Source organism: Actinosynnema sp. NPDC091369 (genome assembly GCF_044757065.1).
GTDB lineage: Bacteria > Actinomycetota > Actinomycetes > Mycobacteriales > Pseudonocardiaceae > Actinosynnema.
In genome coordinates this window covers 17,097-32,437 of sequence record NZ_JBIVUG010000014.1, presented here as the reverse complement: position 1 = coordinate 32,437, position 15,341 = coordinate 17,097, and the positions used below count along the sequence as shown (strand labels likewise).

Sequence of the window (15,341 nt, the reverse complement as noted above, 5' to 3'; positions counted from 1 at the left end):
CCCCCGGGCCGGGAGCAAGCATGGCCGCCCCCAACCCCGGTGGCTGCACGAGACTGAGGACGGAAATGCCCAAGAACAAGAGCCACAGCGGGACCTCCAAGCGCGTGAAGGTCACCGGCAGCGGCAAGCTCGTCCGTGAGAAGGCCGGCAAGCGCCACCTGCTGGAGAAGAAGTCCAGCAAGCTGACGCGCCGCCTCTCCGGCACGACCGAGGTCGCGAAGAACGACGTGCCGCGGCTGAAGAAGCTGCTCGGCCTCTGAGCCTTCCGAGGCCCAAGACCTTCACCCCCTTGAACACCGGGGTCGGCCCCCACCGGCCCCACGAGATCGACAGGATGGACCCGTGGCACGCGTCAAAAGGGCAGTGAACGCCCAGAAGAAGCGCCGTACCACCCTTGAGCTCGCCAGCGGCTACCGCGGCCAGCGTTCGAGGCTGTACCGCAAGGCCAAGGAGCAGGTGCTCCACTCGCTCAACTACGCCTACCGGGACCGTCGCGCCCGCAAGGGTGACTTCCGGAAGCTGTGGATCCAGCGCATCAACGCCGGTGTCCGCGCCAACGGCATGACGTACAACCGCTTCATCCAGGGTCTGCGGCTCGCCGGCATCGAGGTCGACCGCAAGATCCTCGCCGAGCTGGCCGTCAGCGACGCCGGCGCGTTCACCGCGCTGGTCGAGGCTGCTCGCGCCGCCCTGCCGAGCGACGTCAACGCGCCCGTCGAGGACAAGGTCTGAGCGCGGACAATCGCGCACCACGACCCGGGGAAGCTCCGTTCACCGAACGGACTCCCCGGGTCGTTGCCGCTAGGCGACTGACCAGGCGCTCCGGCCGCGACCGCGCCGAGCGCTTCCTGGCCGAGGGCGCGCAGGCCGTGCGCGAAGCCCTGGCCTGGGCCGCCGCCGGCCGCGGTCGGGTGCACGAACTCTTCCTCACCTCCGACGCCGCCACCCGCAACCACGCTCTCGTGCACGCGGCCGTCGACGCCGGCGTGCCCCTCAGCACCGTGACCGACAAGGCCGCCGCGGCGCTGTCGGAGACCGTGACGCCGCAGGGCCTGGTCGCCGTGTGCTCCCTGGTCGACGTGCCGCTGACGGCCGCGCTCACGCCGGGCGTGCGGCTGGTGGCCGTGCTGCACGGCGTGGCGGACCCGGGCAACGCGGGCACGGTCGTGCGCGTGGCGGACGCGGCGGGCGCGGACGCGGTGATCTTCGCGGGCGACGCGGTCGACCCGCACAACGGCAAGTGCGTGCGGGCGTCGACGGGCAGCGTGTTCCACCTGCCGATCGCGCGGGTGCGGGACGCGGACGAGGCGTTCGCGGCGTGCCGGGACGCGGGGCTGCGGCTGGTCGCGGCGGACGGGTACGCGCCCGAGGACCTGGTGACGGCCGACCTGCGCGGGGACCTTGCGGTGCCGACGGGGTGGGTGTTCGGCAGTGAGGCGCACGGGTTGCCGGATGAGGTCGTGGCCGGGTTGGACGCTGCGTTGAAGGTGCCGATCTACGGCGGGGCGGAGAGCCTCAACCTGGCGACGGCGGCTGCGGTGTGCCTCTACGCGTCGGCTCGGGCGCAGCGGGTTTGAGGGGCGCAGCGGGTCTGAGGGCTGCCATCGGCGCGCTCCGGTCATCGGTTCCGCTGCCGGGTGGCTGGGTGGCTTGGCGGTCACCGGGCTCGCTGGCACGGGGCCGCTGGGCGGCATCCCTGCGAGGTCGGTAGGGCGAAGGTGGCTGTGGGGTGTGCCTGCTCGGGCCGGCCTCCTTGCTTGTTCTAGGCGACGCGCGAAGTCGATTGTGGTTCTGGCTGGGACGCGTGTTCGCTCGATGTGGTGATCATGGTTGACATCTGGCGATGTTCGTTACCGGCGTGCTGACCTGGGGTTTTGGTGGTCAGCACGCCGGTTTGTCAGGCTTCCAGGCGGGTGGTCAGGGCGCGGAGCAGGGGGTCGCTCGAGGTTGGCTTGGACTGGGTGCGGAGGGCTTCTTCGAGGACGTTGGCGGTGTCGCCGAGGATTTGGGGTGGGGTTTCGTCGGTGATCAGGGTGCCTGCGCGACGGGCTTCGGCTTCGGCGTTGGCCGGGTCGCCGGAGTCCAGCAGGAACCGCGCGCCGCGGACCACCAGGAACGTCTGCCAGTCCAGGTCGCCCAGTTGGGCGGCCAGTTCTTCGGCGATGCCGTTCTGCTCGATGGCGGCGGCGTGCTCGCCGGCCTGGATGTGCAGGAACGCGCGGATCGCGGCGATCCGGGCGGTCAGGTGGGTGCGGTGGTCAGGGTCGTCCACGGACGGCAGCAGGTTTTCCGCTGCGGCCAGGGTGGTGGCGCACTCGGCGGACTCTTCGTTCGGCAGGGCGGAGGCGGCTTCGACCAGGGAGCCGGCGGCCTCGGCCGGTTCGTCGACCTCCTGCCACGCGGCCGCTGCGCCCTGGTAGGCGGAGGCGGCTTCCAGGGGCAGGTCGAGGCGGCGCAGGACGCCGGCCAGGACGTCGAGGACCATGGCTCGGCGCCACGGCTCGTCGGCGGGGACGAGGCCCAGGGCCACTTCCAGGTGGCGGCGGGCGGCTTCGGTCTCGTCCAGGCGGGCGCACACCTGACCCAGGCGGTAGCGGACGGGGACGATGACGTCCGGGTCCACCTCGCCGCCCTCGATCACGCGGACGGCTTCCTCCAGGGCTTCGGCGGCCTCCACGAACCGGCCCGCCTTGAGGTAGCCGCCGGCCAGGGCGTAGCACGCCTTGGCCACGTCGTCCGGCACGCCGACCTCGTGCCCGGCGCTCACCGCGTCGCGCAGCTCCGCCAGGTGCTCGGCCTCCAGGCCGAGCCGTTCGATCGACGCCACCCGCTGCCGGTGCGTCTCGGCCGTCCACGGGCCGCGCGGCGTGCTGAACGCGCCGACGAACTCGGCCGCCGTCCGCACCGCCTCCTCGTCACCGCGCACGGTCTGGATCTTCAGCAGCAGGCGCAGCGCGTCGAACCGCACCGATGCCGACGGCGCGTCCGACAGCAGGTCCACGACCTCGGCGTGCGCCTCGTCCAGCTGCCCGGTGGTGGCCAGGTACTGGGCACGGTCGCAGCGCGCCCGCGCCACCAGCTCCGGCGCCTCGGCGCGGGCCAGCTCCAGCGCCTCCGTCGTCAACGCGCCGTGCTCGTCGGTCTCGTCCGCGTCCGCGAGCAGGTCCGCCAGCAGCAGCCTGGTCAGCACCCGCGTGAACGGGGTGCCGGCGACGTCCGCCTCGGCCAGGCAGGTGCGCGCGATCGCCGTGCTCTCGGCCGCACCGCCGTCCTCCGCGCGCAGCCCCGCACCCCGTGCGCGGAACCGGTTGGCCAGGTCGTGCTCGCCGCACGCGACGAGCCGTTCGATCGCCGCGTCCAGCTCGGCCAGCACCTCGTCCTTCGGCCGCACGTGCCCGCCCGCGACCGCCCGCCGAGCCGCGACCAGCGCGCCCAGCGACTCCGGCAGCAACGGGTCCAGGTCTTCCGGCAACGACCGCAGCAGCCGCATGCCGAGGATGAACTCGCCCTGGTCGAACGCGTCGCACAGCTGCCGTGCCAGTTCGACCGGGTCGGCCACCTCCACCGGCTCCTCGTCGACGGGGGGCGCGACCGGAGCAGGGGCCGCGACCGGCACGGCCAGCGGCACGGCGGTGGTGTCCGGCGCGGCCAGCGTCGCCCGGATGCGGGTGCTCACCGCGTCGCTGCCGTTGCGCCGGTCGAACCGGGCCGCGATCTCCAGCGCCTGCGCTTCGAGCAGCTCCCGCAGCTCCGGCGCGGACAGCACGGTCGTCCTCCCGTCCCGCGGCACGGCGAACTCCTCGTCCGGTGACACCCGGCTGAGCAGCAGCGCCGCGCCCGCAGCGAAGTGCATGGCCCGTGACGGGCTGGTCGAGTGGTGCACCCGGTGCAGGTGGCCGCGCAGCAGCTCCACGCCGCGCCGCACGTTGCCCGACGTCGCGCAGAACTCCAGGTGGTCGTCCAGGTAGCCGCCGACCAGGTCGTCGCGCACCAGCCGGTACGCCACCACGTGCGCTTCCCGCGCCCGGTCCACGTCGCCGAGCGCCACGAACGCGGGCGTCAACGTGGTCAGGATGCCCTGCGGCTGGGTGGCGCAGCCCGTGTCCTGCGCCAGCTGGTGCTCGGCGTGCGCGACCGCCTCGGCGTGCCGGCCCTGCCGGATCAGGTGACCGGCCTGCTCCTCGATGACGCACGCCTCGCAGTCGCTCATCGGGCCGCGGTCCATCGCCAGGTACTTCGCGAAGTGCTCCCGGTACGCCTCGTCGTCGCCGACGTGCGCGGCCAGGTCGGCGCGCGCGCCGTGCACCGGCTGCATCGAGTACCCGAGCCTCTGGTAGCGCTCGGCGAGCTGGTCGACGAACGACCCGATCTGCTCCAGCGTGAACCGGGGGTCGGCGATCAGGCCGCTGACGATCCACTTGTGCGCCCAGTCGTAGCTGTGCAGCTCCCACTCGTCGAACGCGGTGGGGTCGCGCTGCTCGGCCGTGCCGCACCAGGCGAACGGGGCGAGCATCAGGTCGTAGCGGCCCAGGTCGTAGGCGGAGCGGATCAGCGCGATCCGGCAGCTCACCGCGAGCGGCAGGTGGTCCAGGGCGTCGGCGGCCCGGGCCGCGCGCTCCAGCGCCTCGTGCCGCGGCATGCCCTCGGGCATGTGGTAAGCCTCGACGAACTGCCGCTCGGCGGCTTCCTTCTCCTCGTTCACGGGTGATCCCCCACAGCGCGGTCCAGCAGTTCCAGGAACGATCGGTTCAGCGCCGCGGTGTCCTTCGGGCGCATCGGACGCCGTGCCTGAAGCAGGGCGTGCACGTACAGCGACTCCACGGTCAGCTCCACCAGCGCCGGGTCGGTCAGCTGCGCGAGCCGCCGCACCAGCGGGTTGCGGCAGTTGAGCACGAGCCGCTGCGCCGCGTCCGACGTCGACTCGACCAGGCTGCCCAGCAGCTCCGCCCACAGCGGGTCGGCCTGCTCGCCGACCTGCTGCGCGTCCCGCTTGCGCTCGGCGTCGGCGTTGGTGACCAGCAGCGCGGGCAGCGAGCCGGGGTCGAAGTCGCGCGGCACGGCCTCGCAGTCGTGCCGCTCCAGCACGTCCTTGGCCAGCGTGAACCGCTCGCGCAAGGCGCGCTCCAGCTCCGGGTCCGGGTCGCCCAGCGCGGCCAGCACCTCGCTCGGCGCGACGCGGCGGGCGGTCGCGGGACCGTCCAGGGCGATGAGCCGTTCCATGATCTCGGCGTCGTAGGCGTAGCCCGCGTTGACCAGGCCCATGCCCTGGGCGTGCGCGACCGGCGCGAGCTGGCGGAACTCGTCCACGTCCGGCACGTGCGCGATGACGCCGTGCTTGCGGCGGAACTGGCGCAGCGACTGCGGGCCGTCGGTGGTCTCGAACGGCAGCCACCGCTCGACCAGCCGCAGCATCTCGTCGTCCACCCTGGCCAGCGACTTGATGCCCAGGTGGTGGGCGTCGAGCAGGGCGCGGGTGCGGTCGGGGTCGGTGGCGTCGAGCCGGACCAGCCAGTCGCGGACCTGGCGGCCCAGCTCCTCGCGCACGGCGAGCAGCGTCTCGTCCTGGTAGAGCGATTCGCGGCTCGCGGTCGGGCGCAACGACGTCGAGTCGACCACGCAGCGGACGAAGTACGCCCACTCCGGCAGCAGGCCCTCGATGGCGTCGCCGACGAGCATCCGCTTCAGGTAGACGCGGTGCGACTGGCGCGCGCCGGGGTGCACGCCGCGCGGCAGCACGTAGGCCACGCCGCGCAGGCCGACCGTCGGCACCTCGACCGGGATCGCGTCAAACGGCCGCACGCCCAGCACCCGCTCGCCGTAGGACAGCGCGTCCTCGACCCACGGCAGCTCGCCGTGCGTGACGACCTCGTCGCCGACCCTGACGGTGACCGGCAGCAGTTCGCCGTACTCGGTGACCAGCGCCTTGACCACGTCGTGCTCGAGCCAGTGCTCGGAGTCGCGGTGCGGCACCAGCTCGATGGTGGTGCCGACCTCGGCGCGGGCGTAGTCGTCGACCTCGACCTCGTAGTTGCCCGCCGCGTCGGCCGTCCACCGCACGGCCGGGCCGCCCTTGACCGAGCGGCTGACGAGCCGGATGCGGTCGGCGACGAGGAACGCCGACAGCAGGCCGACGCCGAACTGGCCGAGGAAGCCCTGGCGGGCGAACCCCAGGTCGTCGCGCTTGGACGTGCGGCCGAGCGTGGACAGCAGGTCGTGCACCTCGCGCTCGGTGAGGCCGATGCCGGTGTCGGAGATGCGGAAGGTGCCGCCGGAGGACCCGACCGGCTCGATCACGACCTCGCCCGGCGCGTCCGGTTGCAGCGCGCGGCGGGCGGTGATCGCGTCCACCGCGTTCTGGAGCAGCTCGCGCGCGTACACGCGAGGGCTGCTGTAGAGGTGGTGGCTGAGCAGGTCGATGATCCCGCGCAGGTCGACACCGAAGGTGTGTGCCATGGGACTGGAGTTCACCTCGGGTCAGGTCACGGGGGAGGGACGATTCTAAGGGCCTGCCTGCGGCTTGTGACCCGGTTTTCCGCTGATCGCCCGCCGGGGTCCTGCTCGCGGCGCCAAGACTGCCACGGCCCACCGACAATTCCGGTTCGCGGGGTTGCGGATGGCGGTTCCGGCACGATGTCACCACGGACGGTGGGAGGTGGTGTCCGGGTGCCGGACGGGTGGGACTTCTTCGTCTCCTACACGCAGGACGACCGCGCCTGGGCCGAGTGGGTTGCCTGGGAGCTGGAAGAAGCCGGGTACCGCGTGCTGGTACAGGCGTGGGACATGGTGCCGGGCAGCAACTGGGTCGACGGCATGCACCGGGGCGTGCGGGGTGCTTCGCGGACGATCGCGGTGCTGTCGTCGGCGTACACGACGTCTGTGTACGGGGCGGCGGAGTGGCAGACGGCGTGGCGTGACGACCCGCTGGGGCAGGAGCGCAAGCTGCTGGTGTTCCGGGTGGAGGACTGCGAACGGCCGGGGTTGCTGGGGTCGGTGGTGTCGGTCGACCTGTTCGGGGTGCCGGAGGCCGAGGCCCGGGAACGGCTGCACCGGGCCGTCCGCGGTGCGGTGGACGGGCGGTTGAAGCCCTCGCGGCCGCCGGGCTTCCCCGGCCGGGCGGTCCCGGTGGAACGTCGGTTCCCCGGCGCGTTGCCCGCGGTGTGGAACGTGCCCGCCCGCAACCCCAACTTCACCGGCCGGGCCGAGTCGCTGGTCCGGTTGCGGGAGGCGTTGCGCGCGCCGGGGACCGTGACCGTGCACTCGATCCGGGGGATGGGCGGGGTCGGCAAGTCGCAGTTGGCGATCGAGTTCGCGCACCGGTGCGCCGCGGACTTCGACGTGGTGTGGTGGGTGCCCGCCGAGCAGCCCGCCTCGATCCCGGACCACCTGGCCGAGTTGGGCGCGAAGCTGGGGGCCGACGGTCCGGAGGCGGCGCTGGAGGCACTGCGGGACCGGCGGTACCTGCTGGTGTTCGACAACGCGGAGGACGCGGCCGCCCTGCGCGACTTCCTGCCCTCGGGCGCGGGACGCGTGTTGGTGACGACGCGCCGCAGCGGGTTCGGCGGGCTGGGCGCGGTGCTGGACGTCGACGTGCTGGACCGGGCGGAGAGCGTGGCGCTGGTGCGGCGCAGGGTGCCCACGGCCACCGACGCCGACGAGTTGGCCGAGTGGCTGGGCGACCTGCCGTTGGCGATCGAGCAGGCGTCCGCGTACCTGGAGGCCACCGGATTGACCGTGCCCGAGTACCTGGTGCTGCTGCGGGAGCACACCGCGAAGATGATCGGGCGCGGGAAGGTCGCGGACCGCGAGGAGACCCTGGCGACGCTGTGGGACCTGTCGCTGGCGGCGTTGGCGGAGGAGGACCCGGCGGCGGTCCAGTTGCTGCACCTGCTGGCCTGGCTGGCTCCGGAGCCGGTGCCGCTGGACCTGTTCACCGGCCACCCCGACGTCCTGCCCTCGCCGTTGGCCGAGGTGGTCACCGACCCGATCGCGTTCGCCAAGACGGTCGGCGCGCTGGTGGGGCAGTCCCTGGTCCGGCGGGGGTCGGGGGAGATCACCATCGCCCACCGGCTGTTGCAGCAGTCGCTGCGCGCCCGGCACGTCCCCGACTCGTCGTCGGTGCAGGAACTGCTGTACGAGGACTTGCCCCGGACCATCATCAGGAGGCCGGAGGACTGGCCACGGTGGCGGGCACTGCTGCCGCACGTGCTGGCGATGAGCCACGACGTCCAAGCCGGCGCGGGCGGAACCACCATCTACACACCGCTGCTGCTGGACGGTGCCGCCGTCTACCTCTGGAGCTACGGCCGACCCGCACAAGCCCGGCCCCTGCTGGAGCTGGCGCACGCGATCGCGGAGACGGTCTACGAGGCCGACGAGCCCGTCGTCGCCGGCTTGTTGAACAGCCTCGGCCTGGTCTTGGACAGCCTGGGTGAGCTGGAGGAAGCCCGGTCGGCGTTCGAGCGGGCGTTGATGATGGACGAGGCGGCCAAAGGGGCCGACAGCTCGGACGTGGCCACCGACCTGGATACCCTGGGTTGGGTCTTGCGCAGACTCGGGCGACCTGAAGAAGCGTTGCCCCTGGTGGAGCGCGCCATGGCCATAGACGAGGCGGTGCACGGGCCCGACAGCCCGGAGGTGGCCACCGGCCTGGTCAACTTCGGCCTGACGTTGCGCGATCTGGGCCGGTTGGACGAGGCCATGGCGATGTTCGAGCGCGCTCTCGCCATCGATGAAGCGGTATTCGGCCCGGACCACGTCGAAGTGGCCGCCGACCTCGCCAGCCTGAGTTCGGTGTTGCGCGAGGTCGGGCGGCTCGAAGAAGCGCTGTCGTCGATGAGGCGGGTCCTGGCCATCGACGAGGTGGCGTACGGGCCGGACCACGTCGAGGTGGCCGGTGACCTCTACGCGGTCGCCGGGCTGCTGACCGGGCTCGGTCGGGCCGACGAGGCGCGGCCGCTGTTCGAACGGGCCGAGGCGATCCGCGCCAAGGCCGACCCCGCCTAGCTCCGCGTTCACTCGAACAGGTGGGGAACACCTGGTCGGACGGCGGTGCGGCTGGCGGATGGCGGATCACCTAGGATCGGAGCGCTGCTCCGCATGCCTTGCGGAGGGCTGACCACCAGTTGTCCGTGACGGGAGCTGTCCACCAACCATGTCCGGAGCCAACGACCCGTACGACCCCAAGCAGGTCGCGGCGCTCTCACCCGAGGCGCTCGGCGCGGCGGTCGAGCAGGCTCGGGAGGCGTTCGCGAAGGCGGCCGACCTCGACGAGCTCGCCGCCGTGAAGTCGAGCCACCTGGGTGACCGCTCGCCCGTCCTGCTGGCCCGCCGCGAGATCGGCGCGCTGCCGCCCGCCGCGAAGGCGGAGGCGGGCAAGCGGGTGAACGAGGCGCAGAACGCGGTCAAGGTCGCGTTCGAGGAGCGCCGCGCCCGGCTGCAGGCCGAGCGCGACGAACGGGTGCTGCGCGAGGAGACGGTCGACGTCACGCTGCCGTGGGACCGGGTGCCGCGTGGCGCCCGCCACCCCATCTCCACCCTGGCCGAACGCATCGCCGACGTGTTCGTGGCCATGGGCTACGAGGTCGCCGAGGGCCCGGAGCTGGAGACCGAGTGGTTCAACTTCGACGCGTTGAACTTCGGCAAGGACCACCCGGCGCGGACCATGCAGGACACGTTCTACGTGGGTCCCGCCGACTCGGGCCTGGTGCTGCGCACGCACACCAGCCCGGTGCAGGCGCGCACGCTGCTGGACCGCGAGCCGCCCGTCTACGTGGTGTGCCCCGGCCGCACGTTCCGCACCGACGAGCTGGACGCCACCCACACGCCGGTCTTCCACCAGGTCGAGGGCCTGGCCGTGGACAAGGGCCTGACCATGGCGCACCTGAAGGGCACGCTCGACGCGTTCGCCCGCGCCATGTTCGGCGAGGACTCCAAGACCCGCCTGCGGCCGAGCTTCTTCCCGTTCACCGAGCCGTCCGCCGAGGTGGACGTGTGGTTCCCGGAGCGCAAGGGCGGCGCGGGCTGGGTCGAGTGGGGCGGCTGCGGCATGGTCAACCCCAACGTGCTGCGCAACTGCGGCGTGGACCCCGACGTGTACTCCGGGTTCGCGTTCGGCATGGGCCTGGAGCGCACGCTGCAGTTCCGCAACGGCCTGCCCGACATGCGGGACATGGTCGAAGGCGATGTCCGCTTCACCCAGCCATTCGGAACGGAGGCATGACCGGTGCGCATTCCGGTTACCTGGCTGGTCGAGAACCTCGAGTTCGCCGAGACCCCCACGCCCGAGCAACTCGCCGAGGCGTTCGTCCGGATCGGCATCGAGGTCGAGGACGTCCACACGCTCGACTCCGTCACCGGCCCGCTGGTCGCGGGTCGGGTGGTGGAGATCGAGGAGCTGACCGAGTTCAAGAAGCCGATCCGCTACTGCCAGGTCGAGGTCGGCCCGGACCAGGTCAACGGCATCGTCTGCGGCGCGTCGAACTTCCAGGAGGGCGACACGGTCGTGGTGGCGCTGCCCGGCGCGGTGCTGCCCGGCGACTTCACCATCTCCGCGCGCAAGACCTACGGCCGCACCAGCAACGGCATGATCTGCTCGGCCGCCGAGCTGGGCCTGGGCGACGACCACTCGGGCATCATGGTGCTGCCCAGCGGCACGGCGCAGCCCGGTGACGACGCGATCGAGCTGCTGGGCCTGGGCGACACGGTGATCGAGGTAGCGCCGACCCCGGACCGCGGCTACGCGTTCTCCGTGCGCGGCCTGGCCCGCGAGATCGCCTGCGCGTTCGACGTGCCCTACCGCGACCCCGGCACGGCCGAGGTGCCCGAGGGCGAGGGCGAGGTCCTGCCCGTCACCGTCGAGGACGAGCGGGCGTGCTCGCGGTTCGTGGCCCGCCGCGTCAGCGGCGTCGACCCGACCGCGCCGACGCCGTGGTGGATGCGCCGCAGGCTGATGCTGGCGGGCATCCGGTCGATCTCGCTGCCGGTGGACGTCACCAACTACGTGATGCTGGAGCTGGGCCAGCCGCTGCACGCGTTCGACGCGCAGGCGGTCAAGGGCGGCCTGGTGGTGCGGCGCGCGGCGGCCGGCGAGAAGCTGACCACGCTGGACGACCAGGTCCGCGCGCTCGACCCGGACGACATCGTGATCGCCGACGACACCGGCGTGATCTCGCTGGCCGGCGTGATGGGCGGCGCGAGCACCGAGGTGTCGCCGACCAGCTCGGACATCCTGCTGGAGGCGGCGAACTGGGACCCGGCGTCCATCGCCCGCACGGTCCGCCGGCACAAGCTGCCCAGCGAGGCGGCGAAGCGGTTCGAGCGCACGGTGGACCCGGCGCTCGCGCCGGTCGCGCTGGAGCGCGCCGCCCGGCTGCTGGACATGTTCGGCGACGGCAGCATCAAGCCCGGCCGCACCGACGTGGGCGCGCCCGCGCAGCCCAAGCCGGTGTCGATGCCGATCAACCTGCCCGACCGGGTCGCCGGGGTGAACTACGCCCGCGGCGTGACCGCGCGCCGGCTCGGCCAGATCGGCTGCCAGGTCGAGGTCACCACGGGCGACGACGGCACCACCATGGTCACCGCGATCCCGCCGACGTGGCGCGCGGACCTGACCCAGCCCGCGGACCTGGTGGAGGAGGTGCTGCGACTGGAGGGCTACGACACGATCCCGTCCACGCTGCCGCCCGCGCCCGCCGGTCGCGGGTTGACCGAGCAGCAGCGCCGTCGCCGCACGGTGTCGCGCGCGTTGGCGGAGAGCGGTTTCGTCGAGGTCAAGCCGTTCCCGTTCGTCGCGCCGTCGGTGTTCGACGCCCTGGGCCTGCCCGAGGGCGACGTGCGGCGCAACACGGTGAGCGTGCTGAACCCGCTGGAGTCGGACAAGCACGCGCTGGCCACCACGCTGGTGCCCGGCCTGCTGGAAGCGGTGCAGCGGAACCTGGCGCGCGGCCAGAAGGACCTCGCGGTCTACACGGTCGCGCAGGTGACGTTGCCGCGCACGCAGCAGGTGCCGGTGCCCGAGGTGGGCGTGGGCGAGCGGCCGTCGGACGCGCAGGTGGCGTCGTTGCTGGCGGCGCTGCCGCAGCAGCCGGTGCACGTGGCGGCCGTGCTGGCGGGCCACCGCGAGCAGGCGGGCTGGTGGGGCAAGGGCAGGCAGGCGGACTGGGCGGACGCGGTGGAGGCCGCGCGGCTGGTCGGCCGGGCCTACGGGGTGGAGCTGACCGTGGTCGCCTCCGACCTCGCGCCGTGGCACCCCGGCCGGTGCGCGGAGCTGCGCGTCGGCGACTGGCCGGTGGGTCACGCGGGCGAGCTGCACCCGAAGGTCGTGGAGGCGCTGGGGTTGCCGAAGCGGACCGCGGCGCTGGAGCTGGACCTCGACGCGTTGCCGCTGACCGATCACCGGCCCGCGCCGGTGGTGTCGTCGTACCCGCCGGTGCTGCTGGACGTGGCTGTGGTCGTGCCCGCGGACGTGCCCGCGGAGCAGGTGGCGCGGGTGCTGCGCGGCGGCGGTGGGGCGTTGCTGGAGGACATCCGGCTGTTCGACGTCTACACCGGCGACCAGGTCGGCGAGGGCAAGCGGTCGCTGGCGTACTCGCTGCGGTTCCGGGCGCCGGACCGCACGTTGACGGTGGAGGAGGCGACGGCGGCGCGGGACGCGGCCGTGGCCGCTGCGGCGGAGCGCTTCGGCGCCGTGCTGAGAGGCTGACGCGGGGCCTGGACCCGCACTGGTGCGGGTCCAGGTTTACGCCGCTCGGGTGAATCACTCGGTGGCGGAGGCAGTGGGAACGCGCAGTTCACGCGGTGTCGCGTGCCGTGTCAAGGGGCACAAAGACCTTTCTTTCCGGGTCGGCCAGGTCCTTGCGCACAGGTTGAACGTTCTCCAAGATTGGCTTCGCGGCCCGCTGGGCCGAGGGGCGAAGCGATGAACCGCCGGGCGAGTCTGGTCGCCGGTCCGACGGGGAGCTAGCGGCGAACCCACCGCCTGGAGCAGCAATCGAGTGAGGTTGCCTCATGCGCAGCTTGGGCCCGCGGATGGAAGTCGCCGTCGCCATGACCATCCTCGGCGTGGGTGCCGCCGTGGTGGCTGCCATGCACCTGACCTGGCCGGAGCCGGACATGCCCGCGATGGCGTACTCGGTGAGCGGCGGCGAGGTGACCGAGCTCCAGTCGTTCGAGATCACCGACGTGAGCGGCGGCGCGGTCGAGCTGACGCCGGGCAGCGAGGGCGCCCGGGTGGTGCGGCTGTCGAACCCGAACAGCGTGGACATCGTGGTGCTGACGCTGGAGGCCGAGCCGGGCCAGCCGCTGGACTCCGCGCAGAACCGGGTGCCGGGCTGCCCGAGCGGTGTGCTGACCGTGGTGCCGATGGCGGAGCCGGTGACGATCCCGCCGTCGGGGGCGGTCGAGGTGGAGATGGTCGTGCAGATCGCGCACGACGTGCCGGACGCGTGCACGGACCTGGTGTTCCCGCTGACCTACTCGGGCCGCGCGGCCCGCGCCTGACTCAGGACGCGGCTTCCAGCGGCACGTCGTCGCCGCGCCAGGTGGCCGCCAGGTCGTCGACCGGCACGTCGAGCGCTTCGCCGAGGCGGACGATCGTGCCGAACCCGGGCGACGGCAACCGGCCGGTCTCGATCTTGCGCAGGGTTTCCGGCGAGATGCCGGCCGCGTGCGCGACGTCCGCCAGGTCCCGTCCGGCCCGCGCGCGGCGCAGCAGGGCGCCGAGGCGCCGGCCGGCTTCGACCTGCTCCGGGGTGAGCGGTTGGCGGACCATGCTCCCCAGGATAGGGCCCGGGACAGGGTTGGTATAAAAATACCGACAGCTGCTAGGGTTGACGGTATAACTATACCGACCCTGGTGACGCGAGGTAGCACGTGATCGAGCTGAAGACGCCCGCTGAGATCGACCGCATGCACGTGGCCGGGCGGTTCGTCGCCGAAGTGCTGTCCGAGGTCGGCCGGCTCGCCGAGGTGGGCGTCAACCTGCTGGACCTGGAGCACCACGTGCGCGGCATGATCGCGCGGCGCGGGGCGGAGTCCTGCTACTGGGACTACGCGCCCTCGTTCGGGCGCGGCCCGTTCCGCAACGTCATCTGCCTGTCGGTCAACGACGCCGTCCTGCACGGCCTGCCGCACGACTACACGCTGCGCGACGGCGACGTGCTCAGCGCGGACCTCGCGGTCGGCATCGACGGCTGGGTGGCCGACTCGGCGCGCACGATCGTCGTCGGCACCCCCGACGACGAGGACCTGCGGATCATCCGCGCCACCGAGGAGGCGCTGGAGGCGGCCATCGCGGTGGCGCGGCCGGGCAACCGGCTCGGCGACATCTCGGCCGCCATCTGGGCGGTGGCCCGCGACCACGGCTACCCGGTCAACACCGAGTTCGGCGGCCACGGCATCGGCCGCACCATGCACGAGGACCTGCACGTGTCCAACAAGGGCAAGGCGGGTCGGGGCCTGACGCTGCGCCCCGGGCTGACCCTCGCGCTCGAACCCTGGTTCACCCGCACGACCGACCGGATCGTCTACGACGACGACGGCTGGACGATCAGGTCGGCCGACGGCTCCCGCACGGCCCACTCCGAGCACACCATCGCCATCACCGACGACGAGCCCCTGGTGCTGACCCGGCGCGAGTCGGAGGACCCCGTCACAGGTGCTTGAGCGCCTCGCGCTTCGACAGCGGCGACAGTCCCGGGTGCGACTCGACGAACGCCCGGACCCACTCCGGGTCCACCCGGGAGTGTTGGCGCAACGCCCAGCCGATGCCCTTGCGCAGGAAGAAGTCCGGGTCGTCGGCGTTGGCCTCGACGGCGTGGGTGAGCAGGTCGAGGTCCGTCGCGGCCTTCGCCCCCAGCTGGCAGATCACGGCCACGCGCCGCCGCCACCGGTCGTCGTCGTGGGCCCACGCGCGCATCACCGGCGTGACCTCGGCGGGGAACGAGCGCAGCAGCGGCCCGACCAGCCGTGCCGCGATCTCGTCCACGAAGTCCCACCACGCGCCGGTCACCACCAGCTCGTCGTAGACCGGCAGCAGGTCCACGTCCCGCCACCGCGGGTGGCGGCCCGCCAGGTCCAGCGCCGCGTACCGCTCCTCCCGGAACTCCGCGCCGCGCCACACCTCCAGCACCGCCGCGACCCACGCGTCCCGCGACTCGAACGGGTGGTCCGCGAACACCTGGCGCAACGCCCGCGCGCGCACCGGCTTGGGCACCCCGAGGAACGGCATGGCGGACTTCATGTACCGCCGCATCTCCGGGGCCTTCGCCGGATCGGCCACCTCGGCCAACGCCCGCCGGATCGCCGGCACGAGTCCGTCCACGCGGCCACCGTAGAGGGGCGGG

General features: G+C 72.7%; 12 protein-coding genes. 8 read left to right on the top strand and 4 right to left on the bottom strand.

The features are described 5' to 3' along the window. Positions 1-65 precede the first annotated feature (65 nt). From rpmI to ACIQMJ_RS34525, 3 genes are all read left to right on the top strand, one after another. Positions 66-260, top strand: a complete 195-nt coding sequence (gene rpmI / locus ACIQMJ_RS34535; protein ID WP_053722438.1) for a 50S ribosomal protein L35 — start codon at positions 66-68, stop codon at positions 258-260. An 82-nt stretch (positions 261-342) separates the two neighbouring features. Continuing rightward, positions 343-732 (top strand): 50S ribosomal protein L20, encoded by a 390-nt coding sequence (rplT, locus tag ACIQMJ_RS34530; protein WP_499765197.1) that lies wholly within the window; start codon positions 343-345, stop codon positions 730-732. Next, entirely contained in the window at positions 729-1,577 is an 849-nt protein-coding gene (locus tag ACIQMJ_RS34525) for a TrmH family RNA methyltransferase (protein ID WP_499765331.1), read from the top strand. The genes rplT and ACIQMJ_RS34525 overlap by 4 nt, the downstream gene beginning before the upstream one ends. Positions 1,578-1,897: 320 nt before the next feature. Here the strand turns inward: ACIQMJ_RS34525 and ACIQMJ_RS34520 are convergent, their stop codons facing one another. Then, positions 1,898-4,702, bottom strand: a complete 2,805-nt coding sequence (locus ACIQMJ_RS34520; RefSeq protein WP_499765196.1) for a hypothetical protein — start codon at positions 4,700-4,702, stop codon at positions 1,898-1,900. Next, a complete protein-coding gene (locus ACIQMJ_RS34515; protein WP_499765195.1) occupies positions 4,699-6,453 on the bottom strand; it encodes an HSP90 family protein in 1,755 nt (584 codons plus the stop codon). The genes ACIQMJ_RS34520 and ACIQMJ_RS34515 overlap by 4 nt, the downstream gene beginning before the upstream one ends. A gap of 210 nt (positions 6,454-6,663) precedes the next feature. Between ACIQMJ_RS34515 and fxsT the strand changes: the two genes are divergently transcribed. From fxsT to ACIQMJ_RS34495, 4 genes are all read left to right on the top strand, one after another. Continuing rightward, positions 6,664-9,003 (top strand): FxSxx-COOH system tetratricopeptide repeat protein, encoded by a 2,340-nt coding sequence (fxsT, locus tag ACIQMJ_RS34510; protein ID WP_499765194.1) that lies wholly within the window; start codon positions 6,664-6,666, stop codon positions 9,001-9,003. A 148-nt stretch (positions 9,004-9,151) separates the two neighbouring features. Further along, positions 9,152-10,219, top strand: coding sequence for a phenylalanine--tRNA ligase subunit alpha (pheS, locus tag ACIQMJ_RS34505; protein ID WP_141981902.1), 1,068 nt, complete (start codon positions 9,152-9,154; stop codon positions 10,217-10,219). Between the two features lie 3 nt (positions 10,220-10,222). Further along, a complete protein-coding gene (pheT, locus tag ACIQMJ_RS34500; RefSeq protein WP_499765193.1) occupies positions 10,223-12,700 on the top strand; it encodes a phenylalanine--tRNA ligase subunit beta in 2,478 nt (825 codons plus the stop codon). Positions 12,701-13,005: 305 nt separating this feature from the next. Further along, entirely contained in the window at positions 13,006-13,497 is a 492-nt protein-coding gene (locus ACIQMJ_RS34495; protein WP_499765192.1) for a hypothetical protein, read from the top strand. A gap of 1 nt (position 13,498) precedes the next feature. On the opposite strand, the gene ACIQMJ_RS34490 is transcribed toward ACIQMJ_RS34495, so the two are convergent. Further along, positions 13,499-13,768 (bottom strand): helix-turn-helix transcriptional regulator, encoded by a 270-nt coding sequence (locus ACIQMJ_RS34490; RefSeq protein WP_499765191.1) that lies wholly within the window; start codon positions 13,766-13,768, stop codon positions 13,499-13,501. Positions 13,769-13,869: 101 nt separating this feature from the next. On the opposite strand from ACIQMJ_RS34490, the gene map reads away from it, so the two are divergent. After that, positions 13,870-14,661 carry a type I methionyl aminopeptidase gene (map, locus tag ACIQMJ_RS34485; RefSeq protein ID WP_499765190.1) on the top strand — a complete coding sequence of 264 codons (792 nt, stop codon included), beginning with the start codon at positions 13,870-13,872 and terminating at the stop codon, positions 14,659-14,661. Here the strand turns inward: map and ACIQMJ_RS34480 are convergent. Further along, positions 14,648-15,319 carry a DNA alkylation repair protein gene (locus tag ACIQMJ_RS34480; RefSeq protein WP_499765189.1) on the bottom strand — a complete coding sequence of 224 codons (672 nt, stop codon included), beginning with the start codon at positions 15,317-15,319 and terminating at the stop codon, positions 14,648-14,650. The genes map and ACIQMJ_RS34480 overlap by 14 nt on opposite strands. Positions 15,320-15,341: the final 22 nt, after the last annotated feature.